22 protein-coding genes are annotated in these 23,512 nt (G+C 60.1%); 12 read left to right on the top strand and 10 right to left on the bottom strand.

The window, feature by feature from the left end:
- Positions 1–83: 83 nt before the first annotated feature.
- A complete protein-coding gene (locus tag HMPREF2724_RS06700) occupies positions 84–2,336 on the bottom strand; it encodes a transglycosylase domain-containing protein (protein ID WP_070587920.1) in 2,253 nt (750 codons plus the stop codon).
- Positions 2,337–2,414: 78 nt separating this feature from the next.
- Entirely contained in the window at positions 2,415–2,780 is a 366-nt protein-coding gene (locus tag HMPREF2724_RS06695) for a DUF5318 family protein (RefSeq protein ID WP_062036688.1), read from the bottom strand.
- Between the two features lie 183 nt (positions 2,781–2,963).
- Here HMPREF2724_RS06695 and HMPREF2724_RS06690 point away from each other — a divergent pair, with 183 nt between their 5' ends.
- From HMPREF2724_RS06690 to HMPREF2724_RS06680, 3 genes are all read left to right on the top strand, one after another.
- Positions 2,964–3,437, top strand: a complete 474-nt coding sequence (locus HMPREF2724_RS06690; protein WP_062036686.1) for a MarR family winged helix-turn-helix transcriptional regulator — start codon at positions 2,964–2,966, stop codon at positions 3,435–3,437.
- Between the two features lie 155 nt (positions 3,438–3,592).
- Positions 3,593–4,576: a universal stress protein gene (locus HMPREF2724_RS06685; protein WP_062036684.1), complete on the top strand. Its 984-nt coding sequence runs from the start codon at positions 3,593–3,595 to the stop codon at positions 4,574–4,576.
- A 24-nt stretch (positions 4,577–4,600) separates the two neighbouring features.
- On the top strand, positions 4,601–5,077 hold the full coding sequence (locus HMPREF2724_RS06680; protein ID WP_061925241.1) for a hypothetical protein: 477 nt from the start codon (positions 4,601–4,603) through the stop codon (positions 5,075–5,077).
- A gap of 49 nt (positions 5,078–5,126) precedes the next feature.
- On the opposite strand, the gene HMPREF2724_RS06675 is transcribed toward HMPREF2724_RS06680, so the two are convergent.
- Both HMPREF2724_RS06675 and HMPREF2724_RS06670 read right to left on the bottom strand, forming a co-directional pair.
- Positions 5,127–6,065, bottom strand: coding sequence for an oxygen-dependent tRNA uridine(34) hydroxylase TrhO (locus tag HMPREF2724_RS06675; protein ID WP_062036682.1), 939 nt, complete (start codon positions 6,063–6,065; stop codon positions 5,127–5,129).
- A 58-nt stretch (positions 6,066–6,123) separates the two neighbouring features.
- The gene (locus HMPREF2724_RS06670) at positions 6,124–7,620 is read right to left on the bottom strand and encodes a DUF1846 domain-containing protein (RefSeq protein WP_062036680.1); all 1,497 of its coding nucleotides are present in this window, start codon (positions 7,618–7,620) and stop codon (positions 6,124–6,126) included.
- 712 nt (positions 7,621–8,332) lie between these two features.
- Here HMPREF2724_RS06670 and HMPREF2724_RS06665 point away from each other — a divergent pair.
- Both HMPREF2724_RS06665 and HMPREF2724_RS06660 read left to right on the top strand, forming a co-directional pair.
- Positions 8,333–9,151: an Fpg/Nei family DNA glycosylase gene (locus tag HMPREF2724_RS06665; protein WP_070432724.1), complete on the top strand. Its 819-nt coding sequence runs from the start codon at positions 8,333–8,335 to the stop codon at positions 9,149–9,151.
- A 22-nt stretch (positions 9,152–9,173) separates the two neighbouring features.
- Positions 9,174–10,790 (top strand): bifunctional ADP-dependent NAD(P)H-hydrate dehydratase/NAD(P)H-hydrate epimerase, encoded by a 1,617-nt coding sequence (locus HMPREF2724_RS06660; protein ID WP_070455844.1) that lies wholly within the window; start codon positions 9,174–9,176, stop codon positions 10,788–10,790.
- Here the strand turns inward: HMPREF2724_RS06660 and HMPREF2724_RS06655 are convergent.
- The 3 genes from HMPREF2724_RS06655 to HMPREF2724_RS06645 are packed head-to-tail and all read right to left on the bottom strand — an operon-like array spanning position 10,787 to position 13,240.
- Positions 10,787–11,587 carry a YwaF family protein gene (locus tag HMPREF2724_RS06655; protein WP_246818225.1) on the bottom strand — a complete coding sequence of 267 codons (801 nt, stop codon included), beginning with the start codon at positions 11,585–11,587 and terminating at the stop codon, positions 10,787–10,789. The two genes, HMPREF2724_RS06660 and HMPREF2724_RS06655, sit on opposite strands and share 4 nt — an antisense overlap.
- A gap of 43 nt (positions 11,588–11,630) precedes the next feature.
- The gene (locus HMPREF2724_RS06650) at positions 11,631–12,245 is read right to left on the bottom strand and encodes an ABC transporter ATP-binding protein (RefSeq protein ID WP_070587918.1); all 615 of its coding nucleotides are present in this window, start codon (positions 12,243–12,245) and stop codon (positions 11,631–11,633) included.
- Positions 12,245–13,240, bottom strand: a complete 996-nt coding sequence (locus tag HMPREF2724_RS06645) for an ABC transporter permease (RefSeq protein ID WP_070587939.1) — start codon at positions 13,238–13,240, stop codon at positions 12,245–12,247. Before HMPREF2724_RS06645 ends, HMPREF2724_RS06650 begins: the two co-directional genes overlap by 1 nt.
- Before the next feature lie 121 nt (positions 13,241–13,361).
- On the opposite strand from HMPREF2724_RS06645, the gene HMPREF2724_RS06640 reads away from it, so the two are divergent.
- Genes HMPREF2724_RS06640 through HMPREF2724_RS06630 form a run of 3 tightly spaced genes read left to right on the top strand, consistent with a single transcriptional unit; the run spans position 13,362 to position 16,125 of the window.
- The gene (locus HMPREF2724_RS06640) at positions 13,362–14,516 is read left to right on the top strand and encodes a sensor histidine kinase (protein ID WP_246818224.1); all 1,155 of its coding nucleotides are present in this window, start codon (positions 13,362–13,364) and stop codon (positions 14,514–14,516) included.
- Entirely contained in the window at positions 14,509–15,126 is a 618-nt protein-coding gene (locus HMPREF2724_RS06635; protein WP_070587916.1) for a response regulator, read from the top strand. The genes HMPREF2724_RS06640 and HMPREF2724_RS06635 overlap by 8 nt, the downstream gene beginning before the upstream one ends.
- The gene (locus tag HMPREF2724_RS06630; RefSeq protein WP_070432720.1) at positions 15,127–16,125 is read left to right on the top strand and encodes an NAD(P)-binding domain-containing protein; all 999 of its coding nucleotides are present in this window, start codon (positions 15,127–15,129) and stop codon (positions 16,123–16,125) included. It abuts the gene before it with no gap.
- On the opposite strand, the gene HMPREF2724_RS06625 is transcribed toward HMPREF2724_RS06630, so the two are convergent.
- Complete coding sequence (locus HMPREF2724_RS06625; protein WP_070587914.1) at positions 16,122–16,778, bottom strand: TetR/AcrR family transcriptional regulator; 657 nt, start codon at positions 16,776–16,778, stop codon at positions 16,122–16,124. The two genes, HMPREF2724_RS06630 and HMPREF2724_RS06625, sit on opposite strands and share 4 nt — an antisense overlap.
- Positions 16,779–16,888: 110 nt before the next feature.
- Between HMPREF2724_RS06625 and HMPREF2724_RS06620 the strand changes: the two genes are divergently transcribed.
- Positions 16,889–17,902, top strand: coding sequence for an ABC transporter permease (locus tag HMPREF2724_RS06620; RefSeq protein ID WP_061925253.1), 1,014 nt, complete (start codon positions 16,889–16,891; stop codon positions 17,900–17,902).
- Between the two features lie 18 nt (positions 17,903–17,920).
- Here HMPREF2724_RS06620 and HMPREF2724_RS06615 read toward each other — a convergent pair whose 3' ends face one another.
- Positions 17,921–18,508, bottom strand: coding sequence for a VanZ family protein (locus HMPREF2724_RS06615; RefSeq protein WP_049146716.1), 588 nt, complete (start codon positions 18,506–18,508; stop codon positions 17,921–17,923).
- A gap of 87 nt (positions 18,509–18,595) precedes the next feature.
- Here HMPREF2724_RS06615 and HMPREF2724_RS06610 point away from each other — a divergent pair, with 87 nt between their 5' ends.
- From HMPREF2724_RS06610 to HMPREF2724_RS06600, 3 genes are all read left to right on the top strand, one after another.
- A complete protein-coding gene (locus tag HMPREF2724_RS06610) occupies positions 18,596–19,564 on the top strand; it encodes an acrylyl-CoA reductase family protein (RefSeq protein WP_070420202.1) in 969 nt (322 codons plus the stop codon).
- A gap of 59 nt (positions 19,565–19,623) precedes the next feature.
- On the top strand, positions 19,624–20,496 hold the full coding sequence (locus HMPREF2724_RS06605) for a hypothetical protein (RefSeq protein WP_070587912.1): 873 nt from the start codon (positions 19,624–19,626) through the stop codon (positions 20,494–20,496).
- A 264-nt stretch (positions 20,497–20,760) separates the two neighbouring features.
- The gene (locus tag HMPREF2724_RS06600; protein ID WP_070587908.1) at positions 20,761–21,366 is read left to right on the top strand and encodes a hypothetical protein; all 606 of its coding nucleotides are present in this window, start codon (positions 20,761–20,763) and stop codon (positions 21,364–21,366) included.
- Here the strand turns inward: HMPREF2724_RS06600 and HMPREF2724_RS06595 are convergent.
- Positions 21,363–23,183 carry a DUF2339 domain-containing protein gene (locus HMPREF2724_RS06595; protein ID WP_070587905.1) on the bottom strand — a complete coding sequence of 607 codons (1,821 nt, stop codon included), beginning with the start codon at positions 23,181–23,183 and terminating at the stop codon, positions 21,363–21,365. The genes HMPREF2724_RS06600 and HMPREF2724_RS06595 overlap by 4 nt on opposite strands.
- Between the last annotated feature and the right edge of the window lie 329 nt (positions 23,184–23,512).

Below are 23,512 nucleotides of genomic sequence, written 5' to 3'. Positions count from 1 at the left end.
GATACGGGGGCAACAGGTGAAGCGGGGCGAGCTTGCGCCACCGACTTCACCTTACGAAGGGCCCTATCAGTCACGCTGATCTCCTATTGATTAAGCAGATCGGCCAAATCGCCTTGGCCGCTAATGATGTCCTCAATCGACGGGACATCTTGCGCCGGCTGATTAGGCGGTGCCGGACGGCCCTGCTGACCCTGTCCCGGCTGACCCGGCTGGCCCGGCTGGCCTTGCTGCTGTTCCGGCGAAGGCGCCGGCTGCTGGGCCTGTTCCTCTGGTGCCGGAGTAGGTGCCTGAGCGTCCTGTTCCGGAGCGGTGTTGCTGTCGCTGCCAGCGGTACCGGAGTTATAGGAAGAGTCGTAGGAGCCGGTATAACCCGAACCCCAGTTACCGTTACCGTAACGGACAGGGTAAGCCTGCGGGAAGGACTTGTACTCAGCGTTAGCCAGCGAGGTATCCAGAATCTGCTTCCAAATCTGAGTCGGGGAGTTGGAGCCGTACATGATTCCGCCATAGGAGTTGAAGATGGCAGAGGTGTTGTCAGCGGTACCAACCCACACGGCGGTTGCTAGCTGCGGGGTGGAGCCAACCATCCAAGCGTCCTTGTTGTTGCCGGTATCGCCCAGCTGCGTGGTACCGGTCTTGGAAGCGGACTCACGGCCGCCGGCCAGAGCACCGTTGGACCAACCTGCGACCGGGAGCATTGCCTTCAAGACATTGTTGGCAACGTTCGCGGAAACACGGCGCTCGCCACCCTTGTCATCGAACTCGTAGAGAACCTCGCCGCCGGTGGTCTCCACCTTCTGAACGAAGTGAGGCTGGTGCCAAACGCCACCGTTGGTCAAAGTGGCCATAGCGCTAGCCATATCCAGCGGACGGGACTGGTACTGGCCCAGCACAACGCCCTCGAACGGAGTCCCGCCCTTCTCGCTCAGGGTCTTATCGATGCCCGGCAGCGACTTTGCAATACCCAGAGCATGCGCCATGTCTGCGGTGTCCTGCGTACGGTTTTCCAGATCGTCCTGCAGACGGAGGAAGGAGGTATTGTAGGATTTCTTCAACGCCTCAGCGATGGAGCAGCTGCCGCAGCCACCATCAACATTGGTAACCACCTGGGAACCAGGCAGCTGATAAGGAGCCGAGGAGTAATAGGTATCCAAGCCAATGCCCTGCTGCAGTGCTGCCGCAAGAGTGAAGATCTTGAAGGTGGAGCCGGTCTGCAGACCCGCATTTGCGTAGTCCCAACCAGTTGCCTCGTTGCCGCCGAAGTAGCCGCGGATACCGCCGGTTGCCGGGTCAATGGTGACGGCAGCAGCACGTGCGTCTTCCTGCAGGGAAGCCAGCTGACCATCCACCGCATCGGTGGAGGCGTTCTGCACGTTCATATCGATGGTGGTGGTGATCTTCAGACCACCGGTTGCCACCTGATCCTCAGTGATGCCGACGCGCTCGAGTTCGGCGATGACCTGATTCTTGATGTGGCCAAAAGCGCCCGGCGCCTCGGTGTATGCGGAGTACTCGGAAGGATCACGAGTCTGCGGGAACTGCATTCCCTTACGCTCGGTGGCGTTGAGATCGCCCATCTCTACCAAGCCATCGAGAACATAGTTCCAACGCGCCTTGGAGCTTTCCTCATCAACGCGCGGATCAAGAACGGAAGGAGACTGGATAAGGCCGGCCAACATGGCGCCCTCTTCCACGGTGAGATCCTTTGCGTCCTTGTTGAAGTAGGCGTTCGAAGCAGCCTGGATGCCATAAGCGTTACGTCCGAAGTAGACCGTATTCAGGTAGGCCTGCAGGATGTCTTCCTTAGACCATTCGTTGGTCATCTTGATGGAGTAGATGAGCTCACGAATCTTACGGACGTAGGAGTACTCGTCACCCACCAGAGTGTTTTTCACATACTGCTGGGTAATGGTGGAGCCACCACCCGCGGTGGAGTCACCGGTGAGCTTTCCCAAGACTGCGCGGCCTAAGCCGGTAAAGGAAAAGCCCGAGTTGGTCCAGAACTCGCGGTCCTCGGCCGAAAGCACGGAATCTTCTACGTAATCTGGGACTTCTTCCAGCTTGACCTGCGTGCGGTTGCCTTCCGGCGGCACCAACTTAGCTAGCTGGGTGTTTCCATCACCAGCAACGATGGTCGAAACCTGGCTGGCTTGAAGGTCCTTTGGTTCCGGGACCGTGTACTGAGAGTAGGCGTAGCCGAAGAGAGCTGCGGGCACAGCCACGAGCACCAAGGCGACGATCAAAACAATCCAGGGCCAGCGACGACGTTTGCGCTGGTTCGTAGATTTTTTACTATGACGCCCAGCTCTCTTTTGGGCGGATTCCTTTTCGGTCACTGCTTCGTGTCCTCGTCAATCATGGGCAGATTTTCTTAAATAAGTGCAGCTTACCGGCCACAACAGCCGAGCCAAAAACTAACCTTCATCATAAGCCGTCGCCGCCGCCAATAGGTGATTCCACCGGCACGCCGTACAAACTTCGACTTTATGAACCGTAAATTCGAGGCCTTCGGCGACGAATTCTGCGATTTCTTCATCGCTGCGCGCGCTGCCGGCACGCCGCCCTAGCGCCTCGCCATAAACCCATTTGGTAAGGCGCATCGCCTCCCCGCAGAGAGGACATTTGCGCTCCATGTCGGTGCCATGATGCTTGGCTGCAGCGCGGAGGAGAAAGTCGGCGTCGCAAAGCGCATCCTTTTCTATAAGGCCCGCTCGATATTTGCGCAGGTGCTGCGCACGCTCCCACTCGTGGGAGATCACGTGTTTGAAAGAAACCGCCACAGTAGCCCTATCCTCCTTCCCTAGATCCGGGCCTGAAGTTGACCAGACACCTAATTAGACAACAGCTTAACCACGCCACCTGTTCCCGCGTGCGAATGAGCGGAGAGTATTTTTTAACTCAAAAGCTAAATTTTTCGTGGCCTAACTACCGTTGTGAGTGTACGGGCGCTACTATTACTTTTCATGAGTGAACAAGCTGCTGAGTCCCCCTCCGCCTACGAAGACGCCCTTGACGTAGCCCGCAGCATCCAGCCCGCGCTAAACAAGCTGATGCTCATCTTCCAGCGCACCACCGAAGGTTCCTCCCTGACCACCTCCCAGGTCTCTATCATGAACCAGCTGCGCCTGCGCGGCCCATCCCGCGTGAGCACCATCGCACAGGCAGAACTCATCCGCATGCCCACCGCGTCCAATGCCCTATACCAATTGGAGCGCCACGGCTTTGTGGAGCGCCACCGAGATGACAAAGACCGCCGCGGCGTCCTCGTGGCACTGACCCAACTAGGTGAATCTGAGCTGAACATCGTCTCCCGTCAGCGTGCCGCCGCCCTGGCGGAGATCCTGCAGTGGATGGAACCTAAAGACTTGCAAGCGGCTCGTCAGATGAGTTCCCTGATTGCCAAATTGGCAGACGTCTATCGCCCGACAATGAACTAAAACCCACTTAGCAAAGAAACTGGGCATGAAACCGCATGTAGACCAAAGCAACCAGGGGTAATGCGGAGCAGGCCCGGATTTCTTTTTCGCCCCTCCCGTGACTAATAATGGGCTAAGAATTACGCCCCCGGACAGTTCACGGGATGTATTGCTGAATGGATAAAAATCATCAACACAAGTCTTTTGCTTCTCTCGCTAAAGACCCTGTGCGAATCCTAATTTCGTGGAGTCCTTCCTCCACTGGCACTGAAGCGATCGATTTTGCAGCGTGGCTCGCCCGCTCCACCAACGTTCGCATCAGGGTCGTTTCCACGATCTCCGTTCCGCTGGCCACCACCGCGCTGAACAAGCACGGCAATAAATTTAAAAAGTGGTTCACCAAGGAACAGGCCAAGTGCAAAGAACGAGTTCTGGAAGCACTCGAGGCGGCGGGTATCTCCGATTCCCAGCTGGACGAAGAGCCTTCCGTTCTTTTGGCCGGCCCCTCCCGCCCGCAGCTGCTGACCGAGATGGCAGAAGAATTCGGCGCGGATGCAATCCTGCTTGGCGCTAACCAATCCGCGCCAAAGGGCCGTTTCTTCGCAGGCTCGACTGCCGACGCCCTGCTGCACTTCTCCCCTATTCCGTTGGGCCTTTCCCCGCGCGATATCAAGCTTTCCAAGCATGGCGTGACCCGCATCAACTTCGCTTTCACCGAGCGCAGCGACTCCGAGGACCCCGCCTTGCTGTGCGCCGCCCGCCTGGCGAATACATGGAACGTTCCGCTGCGTATCGTGGCCTTTTCCGCCGACGGGCTTCTCGACGCCCAGGTCAGCGGCAACGTCGACGTCGCCTCCAAGCTAGCCAAAGGCTGGCACGAGCATTCCTTGTCCATGCTGGACCGCGCACACGATGTGGTGGCAGAGCGCTTCCCAGAGCTACCGATTACTACCGAAATCGGCACCGGCCATGGCTGGTCTGGCGCGGTGGACTCGCTGAAGTGGAAGAAAGGCGACTTGATGTGCCTAGGTTCTTCCCCGATGGGCCCCTTCGAACGCGTATTCATTGGCTCCACGGCCACCGAGCTGCTTCCGCATGTGCGCGTCCCGGTTCTGGTGCGCCCTTCGGACTCTGCGCCTTCAGTCGAAACTGCGGACTAATCCACGGCGACTAGACTTTGGCCTATGAATCTCCAGCCTGAGCATCCGGAAAACGATCTGACAACTGATGCCGACTACGCCAACCTGCGGCGCCCGGAGCCAAGCTCTTTCGATGAGCTCGCGGATGAGCCAGATCCCCTAGCGGTAGCTGCAGCCAACCGCCGCTCTTCCCGGCAGGCTATCTGGTTCATGGTCGCTGTACTGCTGCTTTCCGGCCTCTACGCATTTGTGGTGGCACTAATTACCCGCTCCCAGGGCGGGGCGCTTTGCGACGCCCAGCTTGCCACCTGGCTGTGCACCGAAGGCCAGCGCCGCTTCTTTGCACTGACCACCGTCATCATCCCGTTCCTGGGAATGGTGGGCACCGCCGTCATCATGGTGCGCAAGCTCAAACGCTATCTGCGCTGGCGCTCCTGGATGGCAATTTTCTGGGTAATGGCCTGCAACTTCATGCTGTGGTGCATCACCGACATTCAAATCTTGTTGGTTCCGCTGGGCTAACCGTTCCCCGAGGGAAAGGAGAGGCTGGAACCTTGCAGGTTCCAGCTGGTTACTGAGCTGCGCCTTGCGCCGCGGCTACGGCTACTTCCGCGCAATCTGGACGCCCACAGTGCTGGGTTTCTACCTTCTGGATGCAGTCATCACAGATAAGCACCTGCTTGCGGCAGGTGTCCTCGTTGATACAGTTATGGAAGGTGTTGGTGGCATTGCCGCAATGCACGCAGTGACCAAGCTGGATAAAACCTGGATCTTGCAGGCCCTGCCCAAATTCGTGATGCATGCGCTTGTCAAAGACGTAGAGGGAGCCTTCCCAGAGACCGTCGTTGCCGAATTTCTCGCCATAGCGGACGATGCCGCCGTCTATCTGATAGACCTCTTTGAAACCACGATTCTTCATCAGGGAAGAAAGAATCTCGCAACGAATGCCGCCAGTGCAATAGGAAACGACTGGCTTATCCTTCATCCAGTCATACTTGCCGGACTCGATTTCCTCGATGAAATCATGGGTGGTCTTAACATCTGGGACGACAGCGTTTTTGAACTTGCCGATCTCAGCTTCCATGGCGTTGCGGCCATCGAAGAAGACGACTTCGTCGCCGCGCTCCTTAACCAGCTCGTTGACCTGCTCTGGCTTCAGGTGCACGCCGCCACCGACGACGCCGTTCTCATCCACCTTCAGCTCACCGGGCGCGCCGAATGCCACGATTTCGTCGCGAACCTTCACGGACAGGCGTGGGAAATCATCGGCACTACCCTCGGACCACTTGAATTCCATCTTTTTAAAGCCCGGGTACTCGCGGGTCTCACGGACATAGCGCTTACAAGCATCCATGTCACCACCGACGGTGCCGTTAATTCCGTGCTCGGAGATGAGGATGCGGCCCTTCAGCCCGAGCTTTTCGCACAGGTTACGCTGCCACAACATGATGGCAGTGGGATCGCTGATTGGGGTAAAGCAGTAATAAAGGAGAATCTTGCTGAGGCTCACGCCATCGATTGTAGGCGTGAGCTGTTGCTCTTCCTAAATTTCCCGAAAATCTTTGGGTTTAGCGCTTCTGGTAAAGCGCCTGCTTACGTGCAAAGACCGGATCGGAGGTCACGAGCACGCCCAAATTGCGGAAGATTCCCTCATCCACCGAGCCCAAGATGGTGGTGGTGTGAACGTCACAACCTGCCAGCTGCTTTAGTTCCGCCATTGCGCGGCGAGCGTTCTCGTCCTTCGCAGCGGAGGCGGAAAGAGCGATGAGCACCTCGTCGGTGTGCAGGCGCGGGTTACGCGAACCCAGATACTCGGTCTTGAGCTTCTGGATCGGTTCGATGGCCTCTGGACTCAGCAGGTGGATCTCATCATCGATGCCGGCTAGATGCTTAAGTGCATTGAGCAGCATCGCAGCGGAGCAGCCCAGCAGCTCAGAAGTGCGGCCGGTGATGATGGTGCCGTCGGCAAGCTGCAGCGCAGAGGCCGGCTCGTCAGTTTCCGCGGCACGCTTGCGCGCCGGCACTACTACCGGGCGGTCATCAGACTTAATGCCTGCCTTCGCCATGACGACGGCCGCGCGCTCGGACTGCGTGGAATCCAAGCCGAGGCGCGCCTCTTCCACCAAAGCCTTGAAGTAGCGACGAATAATCTCCTGTTTGGAGGCCTCACGGCAGACTTCGTCATCGGTGATGCAGAAGCCAGCCATGTTGACGCCCATATCCGTTGGGGACTGGTACGGGGTGTTGCCGGTCAGCTTCTCCAGGAGGGTCTTAAGCAGCGGGAAGGCCTCGACATCGCGGTTGTAGTTCACCGTGGACTCGCCGTAGGCGCTTAAGTGGAAGTGGTCGATGACGTTTGCGTCGTTGAGGTCAACGGTTGCAGCCTCGTAAGCCAGGTTCACTGGGTGATCGAGCGGCAGGTTCCAGATAGGGAAGGTCTCAAACTTGGCGTATCCAGCCTGCACACCGCGCTGGTGCTCGTGGTAGACCTGCGATAGGGCGGTCGCCAGCTTGCCTGAGCCTGGACCCGGCGCAGTGACGACAACCAGGTCACGCGTGGTTTCCGCGTACTCGTTCCGGCCAAGGCCTTCCTCAGAAACGATGAGATCTGTATTCGAAGGGTATCCCGGGATAACGCGGTGACGTGCAACGCTCAGGCCAAGGCGCTCCAGGCGGTCAATGAAGGCCTCAGCTTGGCTGTTGCCATCTTCCAGCTGGGTCATAACGATGTTGTTTACTAGGAAGCCACGTCCACGGAAGACGTCGACCAAGCGCAAGACGTCATCTTCGTAGAGGATTCCGAGGTCAGCGCGCATCTTCTGGCGCTCAATGTCCTTGGCGTTGATGCAGATGAGAATCTCGACATCGTCTTTGATGCGCTCAAGCATGGCGATCTTGTTGTCTGGAGTAAAGCCCGGCAGCACGCGGGAGGCGTGCATGTCATCAAAGAGCTTGCCGCCCATCTCCAAGTAGAGTTTGCCACCGATTTCTCCGCGCCGTGCATGAATGTGCTCCGACTGCATCTCGATGTACTTCTCACGGTCAAAACCAAGCAAACGCGTCATTTAAAGGCCTTCCGCCATAGACAATCCCCGCAACCGGGCTGGATCTTTTGGATTGGATTTTACTCGAAAGAACTGTGTTTACTCATACGCCCTGCCACGGCATCACACCGCAAGAAACCGCACTGACGACGCCGGCTAAAACATACGAGTAACGCCTGGGCCCTGGAAAGGATGGACCCAGGCGTTACCTGTCTCTCTAAGGGTGTGGAACAAGCCCTCACCCTCTATAGCCAGGCAGTCCCACCCACCTGACTATAGCCGCCGCGCACCCCTACATGCGCAGCGGTTGGATCTATCACTCACCAGTAGATACATCCATGCGAAGCATATCAACGGCGGTTTCAAAGTCAACGTTTTCAAAGCCAATCGGACAAAAATCTGATAAAGAAATTCATCAACCAATCCTAGCTTTATAAAAATTTAGCGCCATGTGCTGGCACTTTCTAGTCCAATTAACCCGGAAGAGAAATAAATGTGAAACGGATCACTATACATTCGGGTCAATCTTTATCAAATATGGTCACGATATAGTCTAAGCAACAAATTAGATAAATGTTTATTATGTTAACTTTCGTCTATTTAACCTAGACCTTTAAAGCAGAAAATGAACGTTTAAGTCTCGTCTTCGCACTTCAATCCCACATTCCAAACGGGAAAGATGTCCAATTTATCCTCACGTTGTCCCCGCGACACATGCAATAAACTTGTCCGCATGCCCGAAGGCCACATCATTCATCACCTTGCACAGCGCCTCAACCTTGATTTCCGGGGTGGGCCGCTGCGCGTCACGAGTCCGCAGGGCCGCTTTGCGGCGGAAGCAGCCATGCTCGATGGGACGCAGCTCGATTTCGCCGAAGCGCGCGGCAAGCACCTCTTTATGCACTTTTCCGCCGATGCGCCAGAGCACATCATCTATATTCACCTCGGGTTGATCGGCAGCTTGCGCTTTGAGCCTTTGGACGATGTCTGGGGCCAGATTCGCCTGCGCGTCGAAAGCGATGACCTAGCTGCCAACCTCCGCGGGCCGCAGTGGTGCCGGCTCATTACGGATGCTGAGTATGACGTCGCGCTCGCCAAGATTGGCCAGGACCCCATCCGCGAGGACGCATCACCGGCCGACCTTTGGCCGCGGGTGCACAGGTCGAGCCGCAGCATCGGCTCCTTGCTGATGGATCAGCATCTCTTTGCCGGAGTCGGCAACATCTATCGCGCCGAGGTTTTATTCCGCCAGAACATCTCGCCTTTTATTGCCGGCAATGAACTGGACCGCCATGAATTCGATGTCATCTGGGAAGACTTAGTAGAACTCATGCGCGCCGGCGTGCCCACCGCCCGTATCGACACAGTCCGCCCGGAGCACACGCCTGAGGCCATGGGTCGCACGCCACGCAAGGATGACCATGGCGGCGAGGTTTATGTCTATCGCCGCGCCGGCATGCCTTGTTATATCTGCGGCGAGCCCATCGCAGAAAAGAAGCTCGAAGGCAGGAACCTGTTCTGGTGCCCTACCTGCCAGAACGCTCCAGCCTAAGCAGGCGGGTATTTTGGGCGGCATGCGATATGCCTTTTCCGTCGACGCCGTCCGCGCTGCCGAGGAGCGCCTGCTCGCCCAGCAGAGCTATCCAGACCAGCTCATGCAATTAGCCGCCCACGCGGTGGCCGATGCCGCCGCGGTAATGCTCGCCGCGCACCCAGGCCACGTGATGATTCTGGCAGGCAGCGGTGGCAACGGCGGCGACGGCCTTTTCGCCGGCGCTCTTCTCGCTCAGCAGGGGCACGCCGTCACAGCACTCGTCCCCGAGACCTGCCACGCAGCCGCCCTTGCTGCTTTCGAGGAAGCCGGCGGAGAGGTTCTAAAAAGTGGGTCCACTCCTAATTCCACCGCTTACCTGCCCGATGACACGAGCTTGCTTATCGACGCCGTGGCTGGTCTCGGTTCCGGACGCGGGCTCAGCGGCCAAGCGCTGGAGGCCTACGAGCAGGCAGCAGGCATTCCGGTTCTAGCAGTCGATATGCCCACTGGCATTAATGCGGACACTGGCGTAGCCGCCCGCAAAGGCGCCGTGCATGCTGACGTCACCGTAACTTTCGGTTGGACACGCATGGGTCATGTGCTTGCAGCCGAGTGCGGCCAAGTAGTGCTGGCGGACTTAACGCTGCCCGGCGTGACATCGTTTAGCGCGATGCTCGAATCGCTCGCGCAACCGGCCGGGCACATCGCCAACGAGCCCACCCTGGAATCCACATATGCGTGGCGCCCCGGCAACATCGAGACCGCCCACGGCATCGCCACGCACCCGCGCCCGGTTGGCTGTACCGGACCAATCGTTGATCCCACCCCAGGAATTTCCTCCGATAAATATTCCGGTGGCGTGGTCACTATTGCCGCCGGAAGCGACACCTATCCCGGAGCTGGCATCTTGACAGCCACCGCGGCAGTGCGCACCAGCCCGGCCATGGTGCGCTTTATCGGAGACCGCTCCATCACCTCGCTCCTGCCGGAACTCGTGGTTCACCCAAATCTTGACTCAGCAGGTCACGCCCAGGCCATCGTCGTGGGCCCAGGACGCGGCACTGACGCTGCGGCCCAAGCGGAGCTCGCGGAGGTACTCGATGGGTTCATCCCGGCCGTCATCGATGCCGATGCGCTGCGACTCCTTGCCCGTCACCCCGAGTTGCGCGCCCGCCTAGGAAGCCTGCCCGTCACGGTTCTCACCCCTCACCTGGGCGAGTTCACCGAGCTTTACGAGGCGACCTTCAACAAGGACCTCGACCTGTCATCAGGCAAAGCAGCGCCACTGCAGGAGCTCGCCACGGCACTGGGCTGCATCGTGCTGCTCAAGGGAAGAAATACCCTGGTTACCGCACCCGGCCAACCCATTTATGCCTACAATGCAGGCCATTCCTATGCCGCGACCCCTGGTTCAGGCGACGTGCTCGCGGGCATCCTCGGCACCGTGCTGGCGCAGCTACATCTTGAGGACAGAGCACAGGTAGGCCGCACGACGCTCACCGAGATAATCACAGAAGTCCTCCACGCCGGCGCCATTCAGGCCCACGCTGCGGCAGTAGCTGCCGAAACCCCCGACGGCTATGCCATCTGCTCGGCTTCGCAGATTGCCGGGGCGATCCCGCGGGCCGTCGCCAAGCTTTTGCGTATGGCTCGCTAAAGCCTATTTGCCACGGCGCGCACGGAGCGGCGCAACAGCCCCTTGGCACCGGCAGCCACCGTGCCGCGGCGCAGCCTACGGGTCTCCCACGGCCACGTCATCGCAGCCCAGGCACCTGCCACGGCGCCGATCTCAGCGAGGATGTACCACGGCCACGGCCCCAGCAGGTTGATGATGGAGGGGCTGCCCGGCGCGTGGTTTAAGAAACCATAGTTGCCATCTGTGCGGGCATTGACCGCCATGACGCTGGCCATCCACACCGGGGTTACTCCCACCGCAAAGCGGTAGCCCTTCCACGTCGGGCGGTAGCCCAAGCCGAAGGTCAACGCCAACGGAATGGCCAGTGCGGTGATGTGGAAGAACCAGTAGGTGGCAAAGCGCAGCCAGCGCGGATCGAAGTAATAAATAACATCTGGGGTGATAATCGCCTGCGGGTTCAAGATGATGCCCCAGTAATAGGTCAGCGTCAGCGCATGCTCATTGCCCGTAATCAGACCGAGCGCCAACACTGGGCGCAGAACATCGCACAGGTGCAGCGGCAGAGATTCACGGATGTCGAATTGCGAAGGGTCCAGGGAGACGATGGTCCATGCCGTACCGAGCACCAGCATCACCCAGCCAGTCATCTGCCGGTAGAAGGTCTCCTTGGTAGTGCCCCGGATGCGCCGTGCAGCCACGATGAATACACCGCATGCGGCAATGGTCACAGAAAGCATCGTGTAATGCACTCCGGTCCATTGCGCCATGCGGGGATAGGTGGTGGGCGTGACGCGCACTCGCGGATTCTTTTTCGGCATAACGGGAAAACAGAATACTCCGTTTGCGCCCGCTTGCAGGACTTTAGGTACCGGCCGCCAACTTTCCGTCCTTGACGGTGACCACAGTGTCCGCAAAATCCAGCAGGCTGCGGTCATGGGTTACAAACATCGTTGCGGTCTGTTGTTCATCGGTGATGTCACGCAGCAGCTTGGCGACGTCGCGCGAGAGCGCAGAATCCAGCGCCGCCGTCGGCTCATCCGCGAGCAGCACCTCGGGATCATCCATCAAGGCACGCGCGATATTGATGCGCTGGCGCTGACCACCAGAAAGCTGGGTGATGCGGCGAGCCTCCATCCCAGGCAGGCCTACATACTCAAGCAGCTCCCGCGCCTTTTCACGGCGAGGTTTTCGGCCTGCCATGTGGTCCACAATGAGCAGTTGATCTAGGGCATTGAGCGAGCTGACCAAGTTGGATTGTTGGAAGATGATGCCGCGCTCACCGCTTACCCGCACGCGACCACTATCAGGCTCAATTAGCCCCGCGGCCACGGAGAGCAAGGTGGACTTGCCGGAGCCGGATTCGCCGACGACGGCCATGAGCTGGCCCGGCTTGATGGCCAGGCTGACGTCATCCAGCGCCACAACGCGATCGCGGCCATCAGGGAAAGTGACCGTCACATTTTTAATTTCCAGCATTAGCCTTGTCCTCCCAACGCATCCAAAGGGTTGATTTTGCTGATTCGGCGGGTGGCCAGGACCGCGCCCAGCATGCCGAGTACCCACATGCCAGCGGCCGGGGCAGCAATCGTGCGCGCCGAGAGCACAAAAGGCACCGTCGATTGCGCGAGCGCGCCCAGGCCCCAGCCCACTGCGGCGCCCACACCAACTCCGAGGGCGAGGATGAGTGCGGATTGTGCCAGGGCGTCGCCAAGCAGGTAGCGCGTCCGCGCCCCCAGCGCACGCAGAATCGAAAGATCGCGGGTGCGTTGCATGGTCCAGATGCTCAAGAAAGCCACCATCACGAGCGCCGAGATTGCATACAGGAAGCCCTGCATGGTCAAAAGCGAGCCGCGCTCCGAGGTGTAGGCGGGCAGGCCGCTTAAGGCCTCGCGCATGCTGACGGACGTGGGAAGCCCGGTGGCAACGCTGTTCGCGTGCAGCAGGGCGGTGCCCACGACGTCGGAAGGCGCGTGGCTCAACTGCGCCCAGGTCTGCGTGGAAACCCACAGCACCGGCGAGTGGGAATAGTACAGATCCGGCACGGTGGCGCGAACGGCATAGGTCTCATCCCCAATCACCACGGAATTTCCCTGCGTAATTGCTTGCGAGGCCACCACTCCCGTGGCCGGCACCTGCTGCTTGGTACCCGGAATAGGCTCGCCCGCCGGCAAGCCCAGTACAGCCACGCCGCCGAAGCCCTCCACCTTGGTCTGCGAGGTACCCAAAGGCGCGCTGCCAGGCACCACGTCGTCCGCGTAAATCTCTGACTCCGTAAAAGTTGGCTTCTGCGTGCTAAAGCTCGCCTGCTCATACTCATGCCCCAAGGCCTCCAAAGCCGAGGTGTTTTGTTTGCTAAGGCCCTCCGTGAGCCCAGAGAGCATGACCAAAAGCAAGGTAATGAGCGCGACCACGGTCCCAATTAGCGCAAAGCGCCCGCGGGCTGCGCGCAATTCTCTAAGTGCAAGAAACATAGTTTCAAGCATCGCCCCCACTCGCAGATTAGTAATCGGGCCGCTAGTTGAACTTCGAGTCAACCAACTGGTTGATTCCCCGTGTCCGGCCTGAGGGTTAGGGTAAAAGGCTGTGAATGACGTGAAACAGCGCTCTCCGCAGACCTTCCATAAGCGCCTTAGCCCTTGGCGCGCCGGGCTACACGTGATGTTCGCGTTTTTGTTGCTATTCGGCCTGCTGCGCGCCGGGCTCGACGGGCGCCTCGATGCCCGCGCCCTTGGTCTGGCAGTCGCATTGGCCGTGGTCTACGCACTGCGGCGCGCACTCCCCCGCGCCCTGTGGCTGGTGGGCTTGTGCGTGCTGTGGTGCGGGCTCATGGTGCATGCCCAGGACTTCATGTGGCTGGAATTCCCGCTGGTCTTTGCTTTTCTAAGCTCGCTTCCCCGCTGGCCGGGCATCGCCTGCAGCGGATTGTTATGGGCGCTGGCCGCCTTCCTGCCCGCCTGGCAGCATCCGGCGGAATGGACCATCGCGGCGGCCATCGGCCCCTTCATCGGCACGGCCTTTGCCATCGGCACCTTCCATGCCGGGCGCATGGTGCAGGCTGAGGCGGCGCACCATGCAGAGGTTGCCCGGCAGCTGCGCGCCACCCAGGCCGAACTTGCCGCGAGCGAGCACCAAGCAGGCCGCCTGGAAGAGCGCGAACGGCTCTCCCGGGAAATCCACGACACCGTGGCCCAGGGCCTTTCCTCCATCGTTCTGCTCTCGCGCGCGGCTCAAAAAGATCCTTCCCCAGAGACACTGGCGCTGATTGAAAAAGTGGCTAGCGAGAACTTAAGCGAGGCACGCCGCTTCGTCAGCGAGCTAGCATCTCCCGCCGCATCCTTGGAGGAGGCCCTCCAGCGGGTGGTGGATTCGGCTACCGCGCAAGCCGCTGCGCTGGGGAAGGACACCGACATCGAGCTAGTTGTTTCCGGCGAAAGCACCGTTCCCGAGGCCCACCGCCAGGACCTGTTGCGTGCTGCGCAAGAGGGGCTCAACAACATGCTCAAGCATTCTGGCGCCCGGCGCGCGGTGGTGACTTTAGGCTGTTTTGAAGGCGAGACCACGCTCGACATCGTCGACGACGGAGAAGGCATGGATCCTACTTCGCCTTCGCAGGGTGGCTTCGGGCTGCGGGGCCTGCGCCAGCGCGTGGAAAGCCACGGCGGTACGCTCACGGTGGAATCTTCCCCGGGCGAGGGAACCGCCCTTGCTATCCGTATGCCGCAAAAAGTGGAGGACCAGGATGCTTAACATCATGCTCATCGATGATCATCCCGTGGTGCGCGCCGGCCTGCGGGCCATTTTGAACGCCTTCCCCGACATCGATGTGGTGCTAGAAGGCGCGGATGGGGCGGACGTCGCCAAGCTTGCAGCTCCCGATGCTCCGCATGTGGACGTGGTGATTTGCGATATCCAGATGCCCGGCACCGATGGCATTGCGGCCACTTCCCAGCTCGCCCAGGCTGGCGGCCCGCCGGTGCTCATCCTCACCACCTATGACACCCAATCCGACATTGTTTCCGCCGTGGAGGCAGGCGCCCTGGGCTATCTCCTAAAGGATGCGCCGGAGCAGGCGCTTCACGACGCCGTCCTGGCCACGGCCGCCGGCAAACGCACCCTGGCGCCCGAGGTGGCAGCGCTTTTGGCCGAGCGCATCACCCGCCCCGAGGTGGCGCTTTCCGGCCGCGAGCTGGAAATCCTAGAAGCCCTGGCCACGGGCAAATCAAATAAGGAGCTTGCCCAGCGACTGTTCATCTCGGAAGCTACAGTGAAGACGCACTTGATTCACATCTATCAGAAGCTGGGCGTGGATACCCGCACAGCGGCTGTCACTGTGGCCCGGGAAAGGAAGCTCATTTAAGTGTCCGCGCAGGTTTATGATTGCCTCGTTTTAGGCGGCGGCCAAGCAGGGCTGGCCACGGGCTATTACCTGCGCAGAAAGGGCTTGAACTTCGCCATCTTGGATGCGGAATCGCGTCCCGGTGGTGCATGGCTGCACGCCTGGCCCTCGCTGACTTTATTTAGCACCACGAGCGCCTCCAACCTACCGGGCTGGCCCATGCCCTATTACGAAGGTTTCCCGCCGGCGAGCCACGTGGTGGATTATCTAACTCGCTACGAAGAGCGCTACGAGCTGCCGGTGCGACGCCCCTTCATGGTTGAGTCCGTGGAGCACGATGGGGAGTTCTTCCACGTCTATTCGGGCACGGAACGCTTGATGGCCCGCACCGTGGTGGCGGCCACGGGTACCTGGCGTGCGCCCTTCATTCCGTACTACCCCGGTAAGTTCGCGGGGACACAATGGCATTCGGCCATTTATCCCGGCGTCGCGAAGTTCAGCGGCTCTCGCGTGGCAGTGGTGGGCGCGGCCAATTCCGGCGCACAGATTGCAGCGGATCTGTTGCTTGAAGGCATTTCCACGACCTGGCTAACGAGGGGCGAGCCGCGCTGGATGCCTGACGACGTCGACGGACGTGTGCTCTTCCGGCGCAACCGCGAGCGCCTCAACGCCATCAATCGTGGCGAGCCTGACCCCGGCGCGGATACGAACCTGGGCGATATCGTCATGGTCCCGCCGGTGCTCAAGGCGCGTGATGAAGGGCTCCTGCGCGCCACCCCGATGCCGGATTCCCTCGACGACATCGACGCGGATCACCTGATTTGGGCCACCGGCTTCCGGCCCGCACTTCGCCCCATCTCCCGCCTACTGGTAGACCGCCAGCCCACCGTGCCGGGGCTCTTCCTCGTGGGATACGGCACGTGGACTGGCCCGGGCTCAGCCACCATCACGGGTGTTAGCCCCTTTGCCAAGCAGGCGGCTACCGATGTCGCGGAGTTCGTGAAAAACCTCAAGCCTTAGCCTTGGTTAGATAGGAGCGTCTCGATAGCGGGATACATGTCCTCCACTATGTCGTCGATGCTCTTCTCCGTCATCAGCGGAACCTCCACGACGTAGCGAGCAATCGCCGTTCCAATGAGAATAGGACCCAAATACGCGATCTTGCCCAGGAGATTACCTTCACTAATCGTACTTTGGGCGAACTCTGTTTCTAAACGGGCCGTTACGAAGCTGTCCATGATCGATTCACGGAGGATAGCTGATGCATGTGAAGAGCCAATGCCGCCGCGAACCACAGCACGCAAACGCGGACCCATGTCCTCGCTTTCCCACAGGCGCAGATAGTTCGCGATGAATCCTCGAAGGTCAGTAGACGCCCCCAACTGAGCCGGAAGCATTTTTAGGTCCGCGATTACCGCATCGAACAAGCCGTCCTTGTTCTTGAAGTAATGCATGACGAGAGCGGGATCGACGTCGGCTTCTTTGGCGACCGCGCGGATGGTGGTGGCTTCGAAGCCCACCTCGCTAAACCTCATGCAGGCGGCTTCCAGAATTTTCTCGCGCGCTTCTGGGGCGCCTGGACGACGTCCAGCTTTCTTGCGCTCTGCCTTTTTATGCTCAGCCCCTGGCTGAGCACCGTCACCGGGTTCTTCGACCTTGCCTTTAGCTGCCATGGCTTCAACCTTACTTCCTCGAACCCTCGAAGAATTCATCACGTGTTGACTTTCAACAACTGTTGAAATATCTTACTCAACAAGCGTTGAAAATCAAGCAAAGGAACGACATGAAAGACTGGACCAAGGCAATCGCCGTTGGATTCTTGGCACCTCTCGCAGTGTGCCTCTTCGTACCTGCCTTCTTGTGGCCCATGGCCACGATGACCCCCAAAGACCTCCCACTCGCAGTAGTTGGAACCCAAGAACAAGTGAGCAAGGTTTCTGAAGCCTTTGAGCAGAAGCAACCCAGACTCTTCGAGATAACACCTGTAGAAGACCGCGCAGCCGCGGTATCCCTCATCGAAGAACACGAGGCTTACGGCGCCATCGTGCTGGGCCAAGAACCAGAGGTCCTCACCGCAAGCGCTGCCGGCGCCGCACAAGGCAACATCGTGAAGAACCTCGCGCAACCAGTAGAGGCAATGGCAAACCAGCAAGCTCAGGCGATGGCTGCCGCGAAGGGCATCCCGGCTGACGCACTCCCTAACGTCACCGTCAAGACCACCGACGTTGTGCCCACCAGCAGCGAAGACCCGCAGGGCCTCGCCATGAATATGGCTATTATCCCCGTTGCCATCGGCGGCATGCTCGGTGCAGCGATTCCTTCCTTCCTCCTGAAGCGAAACTCGCAGCGTCTCCTCGCCCTAGCAATCTTTGCCCCCATTGCCGGACTGCTCACCACCGCAGTAATCGGCGGAGTATTCGGATTACTGCCAGATAGTTTCTGGGCATCGACCGGCGTATTCACACTAGGCATCGCCGCAGTCTCCAGCTTCATCCTAGGCCTAAGGGCGCTGCTTGGCGCCCCCGGCTTTGGTCTCGGCGCACTGACCATCATGCTGGTGGGCAACCCACTGGCCGGTACCATGGCCCCCAAGGAATTCGTGTCCGGCAGCTGGGGATACTTCGGCCAGTTCCTGCCTAACGGCGCCACAGCTACGCTGCTGCGCCTGGTTAACTACTTCCCTGCAGCAAGTATCGCCACCCAGGTATGGACTCTGCTCGCATGGGTAGCCTTCGGACTAGTCCTTCTCGGCAGTGGAATTGTGCGAGAGTCGCGCTCCGCAAAGAAGGCCGCGTAGAAAACTCAGAGCAGAAGATTAAGCAACAAACCCCGTGACTAGCGCGCAGCCCAAAACGGTTAGCGCGGTCGCTGCAATGAATCCCATACGGTGTAGGACTTTGGACTGCAGCTCTTTGCTTATCCGGGCCAAAAAGAATGCGCCCACGGCGGTGCCCAAGGTGTTGAACACAAGGTCATCAACGTCGCTGAAGCCGAGGGCGAAGAGGTACTGGAGGGTTTCGATGCTCAAGCTCAGCGCCAAGCCGGCCAGGATGGTTCCGCCGAGGCCAAAGCGCACGCGGCGCAGATTCTGGCCCATCACGATAAGGCTTGCGCCGAGTGGCATAAACAACAAGAAATTGCCGATGGTGTTGGTCCAAGGCCCGTACCAGATGGTCGGATGATCAAAACCGTTGAACATTTGCAGATCTAAGCTTCGCACCGCATGCGCGGAGGCATTGACCACGCCGGGGATCTCAATGAAGGATTTACCCAACGTCGCCACACCAACAACGAGCAGCACGAGCGCCGTGACTAGAAGTGAGTCACGGCGCAGCGTTTGGTGGCGGCGCGGGGCCGCCGGAATACGGCTGCGCGAATGAGTGGTTTGTTCGGTAACGAGCATGTCCGAGAATCTAACAACAAAAGCTGTACTTTTGCCGTGTACTTCGCTGGCAAAACACTGATTCATAATGGGCGTACCATCGTGGGCATGAGCACACTCAAAGTCACGCGAAACGAAGACGGTTCCATCTCTCACGCTTTCGAGGATGAGCCGATTCTGGCCGAGGGCGACGTACTGGTTAACGTTTCCCATTCTTCGTTGAACTACAAGGATGCAATGGCACTCGACGGTAACAAGGGCGTCATGCGCATCAACCCGCTGGTGCCGGGCATCGACGTCGTGGGCAACGTTGCGGAGTCAAACGATGAACGTCTACCTGAGGGCGCCCTGGTGGCCGCTTTCGGCGACGGCTTGGGAGAATTCCGCCACGGCGGCTACACCACTAAGCAGCGCGTGAATGCCAACGCCACCCTCGTGGTTCCAGAGCGCTTCACTGCTGCCGACGCCGCCGCAATCGGCACCGCGGGCTACACCGCCGCCATCTGCGTCAACCAGCTGCTCACCCACGGCACGCGCGAGGGCCATGTGCTGGTCACTGGCGCCACGGGCGGCGTGGGCTCCATCGCCGTCCAATTGCTCAAGTCCCTGGGCTTCGAGGTCACCGCCGTTACCGGCCGCGTTGATAGCGAAAGCGAGTACTTGCAGGCCCTGGGCGCAGACCACATCATTGATCGTTCCGAGCTCTCGGAGACCGGCCGTCCGCTGCAGAAGGCGCTTTACGACGGCGCGGTAGACACCGCTGGCTCCACCGTCCTGGCCAACGTCTTGGCGCAGATCAAGTGGGGCGGCGTCGTAGCAGCAACCGGCATGGCCGCTGGTCCTGACCTCCCGGCTTCGGTACTGCCATTCATCCTGCGCGGCATCGTCCTGGCAGGCGGCAACTCCGTTGACGCACCGCTCAAGGTCCGCGAGGACGCCTGGAAGCTGCTGGACGAGCATCTCGATCTTGAGATGCTGCATTCTATTTCCAGCACCGTTGCGCTCGACGATGTCGCAGACGCCGCCAAGGAGCTGCTCGCCGGCACCCACCATGGCCGCACGATCGTAGAAATCTAGACAAACTATTTAGCAGCGCTGGGGACGATTAGTTTTCCCAGCGCTGTTACTATTTTCCTATGCGTTCCCGTCTCTCTATCTCTGCTGCCGCGCTGGTTGGCACCCTCGCCGCCGGCCTCGTCACGCCCGTTGCCCAGGCTGGCATCACCATCGACCCTAACGCTGTGCCCGGGCGTACTCAGGTCACGCTGCGCTACAGCAATGGCGCAGTAGTCTCTACTGCTAATTCCCACGAATCTCGCCCGGCGCTTTCCTTGGTCAAGCTCTACTTGGCCTATTGGGTGCTGCAGCACGGTGCTCCGGCGGACAAAGCCCGCGTGGAGAACATGATTCGTTTGAGCGAGGACGGCACGGCCACAGACTTGGACCGCCGCTACCCGCAGGCAATCCCTGAGGTCATCGGCCAGTTTGGCCTGCATGAGACCCACTACCCTGGATTCTGGGGCAACACCACTACCTCTACTGAGGACCTTGCGCGCTTTACCTCCGCGATTGTGGGCGACCCACTAGCCACGCCAATTATCAATGGCATGCGCACCGCTTCCCCCGTTGCCGCTGACGGCTATAAGCAAGACTTTGGCACCTCACGCGTGCCGGGTGTTGTGGGCACGAAGTTCGGCTGGGACGATAACCGCAACGTCCATGCCACCGCCTCCTTTGGCAATGGTTTTACCATCGCCGCGAATACTTATGGCGCGGCCTCCCAGCTCACCGGCGACATCTTGGGTGCCGTTCGCATCACCGCTGACGGCATCCGCAATTCGGGCCGCCAGCCTTCCCCGCTGGAGCAGCAAATCCTTAACTTCGTGCCGGTGCAGTTCCATGACCCAGCCCGCCAAGCCATCCGCGGTGCAGAAGATGCAGTGGCCAACGCCCAGCTACAGTTCTGCGCCTTGGCCGCCCAGGCGGGCTCTTCACACTTATGCGCCTAGTTTAGGAGCCAGATACTTCTAAACGTGCGGGTCACGGTCCTGGATTCTCTTCGGAACCATGAGAACACCGATAAGCGAGATGCCGAAAATAACGAAGTAGCCCCCGGCTACCTCCTGGTTTCCTGGGCAAGCGGGCCTCTTCGTCGAGCCTGCTCCGGGCCCAGTCCTGGCCAACTACGACGTCCTGACCCTGGTGGAGAAGGCCGACACCATCTACGCGCAGCACTAAGAAGGCGGCCTTGTTCGCCGCTAAACTGGCTGACCATGGACATCTTTTTGGAAACCGTCGACGAGCTCCACGAGGTCGCGCGCTCCCATGAGGACCCCGCGTTTGACGAGGTCCTCTATCACCGCGATCCTTCAGGCATCTGCATCACTGCGATGACCTACGAGGATGAGCAGACCGCCGTGGTCACCTTCCACGGCCCGGCCCAGCAGGGCACCATCTACAGGGCCACGCCTTTCATCGGGGTGGTAGAAACTGCAGGTAAGCGCTTCGCAGCGCTTGTCGACGCCCCCTTTTCCCTCCCCGCCGGCAACCCTGCCGGTGGCGAGGCCCTCAAGGGCATGCTCTCCCCTGCGCTTATCGCGACTCACGTTGAATCCGCAGGTCAACACGTTATCGAGGAGTTCGAGGCCCCCGACACGGAACGCTTCTACAGCAATTACAAGCCCAGCATGCTGACCCCGCGGGTGCGGGTGACGGGTGAGGTAAAGGACGTCGCGAAGCACGTGCATGAGCTCACCGAAAATGAATTCTGGGTGGGCCAAGTGGCCGGGTTTGCGGTGGTCTTCGAGGAGGAACCGCCCGCGCACGCAGCAATCGACGCCGTGGCGGTCTGCGCTACTCCTTTCTGGGACGAGGCCTAGACCTGTTCGCGGCGCGGCTTGTCGACGCCGCGCCGACGCACCGCGATGGTCAGCAAGATAATGCCGCTGAGCAGGAATGCGAGCGCGCGGAAGATACCGCTTGTGGCCGCGAGATCGAAGAAGGTCAGCTTGGCCACCGCCACAATGGCAAGCAGCACGCCGATGGCGGTAAACCGCTGGTCCGCAGCAAGAAGCAGGCGGGCAGCAAGGACCATCCACGCCACAGAAACCAGAGCGTGCGAAGCCAGGTAGGCAGTCTTGAGGCCCGCGGCTCCCGCCACGATGGCGGCTGCCGAGGCGATTGTGCCTACCGCGGCAAGAAGACTGAGCAGGAGTACAAAGAGTAGCAGTGCGGCTGCGACTTCGCGGCGCTCGTAGTGGGGGATACGCTGGCGTAACATGTAGCCCGCGATGAGAGCCACGGTGAGGACGATGCCCTCGGCAAGTGGCTCCATACCAGCGAGGGTAGGCGGATCAAAGAGCACACCGCCGAGAAGCGGGGAGAGCACTATGAGCGAACCCAGGAACCAGGCGGCCAGGACGAAAGCATTGCGCATCGCTTGGAAGAGCAGCACGAATGCTGCAAAGAAGAGCCCGCTTAGGACAAACGTCAGGACTACAGCCATGGTCCCTGTGGGAGTTGTGCCAGTCCAGCCCGCCATGGTGTTGAGCATGACCAAGGCATAGACCACGGGGATAGCCCCAAGTGCGCAATCCCTGATGACGGAGTTGCCAAGCCAGGCGATACCCACGATGACAGCCAGGGCAGCAACGGCCATCCACTCGGCGAGGATGGTGTCCGCGCGAATGAGGGCAGTGACCAGCAGGAAGCCCGGGGCGAGCAGCCCCAAGAACGCAAAGCCAAATTCCGCCTTGGCGGTGGGGAAGTAGACCACTATGGCCACAGCCGCGATGGCGAGCAGGCTGCACACGATGGCGATCCACAACGAGGGCAGACTGAAGAGGGTGCTGCGGGCGGCGACTTCCGTCATGACCACGGCAAGCCCGATGCCGGCGATAGCGCGCAGCACCTCGGCCATGCGCTCACTGCGACACAAGATGCTGTAGGTGGCGGTAACCAACGGGATCACGACAACGAGCATGGCACCGCCGACGTGTGCGGGTGCCACTGCGCTGGGGTAGGAGAGTGCGGCGATGCCTGCGCCTGCGGCCATCCACTCTTGTGTGAATGAGCCCTGGCGGAAACAATGGGCGTAGCCCACGAACCCGCCGTAAATGAGCGCCATGAGCACCGCGCCCAGCCACACCGGCCACCACCCGAGCCACGTGACCACCAGGAACGTCGTGGCCAGCGCCGCAAATAGGGAAGTGGCCACCAAGGCAGTAACACCCGCCGGGGCGGCTTTGTTGCGGAACCACCAGCCCGCGCCGAGCAGCGCAGCAGCAACGATATAGGCCAGAACGACGCGGCCCACTGGCCCCAGCAGTCCCGCCTGAATGGCAAGTCCCACAAGGAAGGCCACGCCCGCCAGGGTAATGACGGTGCCACCGATAGCAACCGCACTGATGAGCGTCTTCTCGCGGTCCCGCGGAGCACGCGGCCGCGGTGCCTGCCACGGGTAGGGAGGCGGTGCCGCGTGCGGCTGGGGCTGGGGCTGCGCCGACGGTTGCGCTTGCTGCTGCACTGGAGGTGGCGCAGGGGCCTGCTGGGGTGGGGTGGAAATTGGCTGCACCTCGGGCACGCCGGCCGTCTGACGTTCGAAATCGCGGAGGCGGGCACGGGCGTCGCTAAGTGCTTGCTCGGCAATGTCGAGCCGGCGCAAAGCGTCCCTGAGCAGCTCTTGGTTTGGATTCATGCTTTATGATTTACCGCGAAACCCCCGTGTCTACTAGCGCACGTAGTATTTCGTTATGCCTTTGAAACCTTTCATCGGCTGGGATATCACCCAATGGCGCGAACATGCCCTGCGGCATGGCCCCGAAACTGGAAAGGACCACCTGTGAGCGTGCAGCTCGTGGCCTCGACAAGCAGCACAAATAGGGGAGAGGGCCTGCCCCTTGATGTGGCGCAGGCCCTCTGTTTGTGATGATTTAGCGCTTACTTAACCACCAGGTTGACCATGCGGCCAGGGACGTAGATCTTCTTGACTACGTTCTTGCCCTCGGTCAGCTCGACGATGCGGGC

The organism is Corynebacterium sp. HMSC071F07, from assembly GCF_001810285.1.
In the GTDB taxonomy this organism is placed as follows: domain Bacteria; phylum Actinomycetota; class Actinomycetes; order Mycobacteriales; family Mycobacteriaceae; genus Corynebacterium; species Corynebacterium simulans.
This window is presented reverse-complemented; position numbering and strand designations above follow the sequence as displayed.

Coding starts and splice junctions, on each gene's coding strand:
- HMPREF2724_RS06600 (WP_070587908.1), top strand. CDS start 20,761: ATGGACATCTTTTTGGAAACCGTCGACGAGCTCCACGAGGTCGCGCGC.
- HMPREF2724_RS06670 (WP_062036680.1), bottom strand. CDS start 7,620: ATGACGCGTTTGCTTGGTTTTGACCGTGAGAAGTACATCGAGATGCAG.
- HMPREF2724_RS06665 (WP_070432724.1), top strand. CDS start 8,333: ATGCCCGAAGGCCACATCATTCATCACCTTGCACAGCGCCTCAACCTT.
- HMPREF2724_RS06610 (WP_070420202.1), top strand. CDS start 18,596: ATGAGCACACTCAAAGTCACGCGAAACGAAGACGGTTCCATCTCTCAC.
- HMPREF2724_RS06645 (WP_070587939.1), bottom strand. CDS start 13,240: ATGTTTCTTGCACTTAGAGAATTGCGCGCAGCCCGCGGGCGCTTTGCG.
- HMPREF2724_RS06655 (WP_246818225.1), bottom strand. CDS start 11,587: ATGCCGAAAAAGAATCCGCGAGTGCGCGTCACGCCCACCACCTATCCC.
- HMPREF2724_RS06620 (WP_061925253.1), top strand. CDS start 16,889: ATGAAAGACTGGACCAAGGCAATCGCCGTTGGATTCTTGGCACCTCTC.
- HMPREF2724_RS06690 (WP_062036686.1), top strand. CDS start 2,964: ATGAGTGAACAAGCTGCTGAGTCCCCCTCCGCCTACGAAGACGCCCTT.
- HMPREF2724_RS06615 (WP_049146716.1), bottom strand. CDS start 18,508: ATGCTCGTTACCGAACAAACCACTCATTCGCGCAGCCGTATTCCGGCG.
- HMPREF2724_RS06625 (WP_070587914.1), bottom strand. CDS start 16,778: ATGGCAGCTAAAGGCAAGGTCGAAGAACCCGGTGACGGTGCTCAGCCA.
- HMPREF2724_RS06605 (WP_070587912.1), top strand. CDS start 19,624: ATGCGTTCCCGTCTCTCTATCTCTGCTGCCGCGCTGGTTGGCACCCTC.
- HMPREF2724_RS06595 (WP_070587905.1), bottom strand. CDS start 23,183: ATGAATCCAAACCAAGAGCTGCTCAGGGACGCTTTGCGCCGGCTCGAC.
- HMPREF2724_RS06660 (WP_070455844.1), top strand. CDS start 9,174: ATGCGATATGCCTTTTCCGTCGACGCCGTCCGCGCTGCCGAGGAGCGC.
- HMPREF2724_RS06635 (WP_070587916.1), top strand. CDS start 14,509: ATGCTTAACATCATGCTCATCGATGATCATCCCGTGGTGCGCGCCGGC.
- HMPREF2724_RS06680 (WP_061925241.1), top strand. CDS start 4,601: ATGAATCTCCAGCCTGAGCATCCGGAAAACGATCTGACAACTGATGCC.
- HMPREF2724_RS06650 (WP_070587918.1), bottom strand. CDS start 12,245: ATGCTGGAAATTAAAAATGTGACGGTCACTTTCCCTGATGGCCGCGAT.
- HMPREF2724_RS06685 (WP_062036684.1), top strand. CDS start 3,593: ATGGATAAAAATCATCAACACAAGTCTTTTGCTTCTCTCGCTAAAGAC.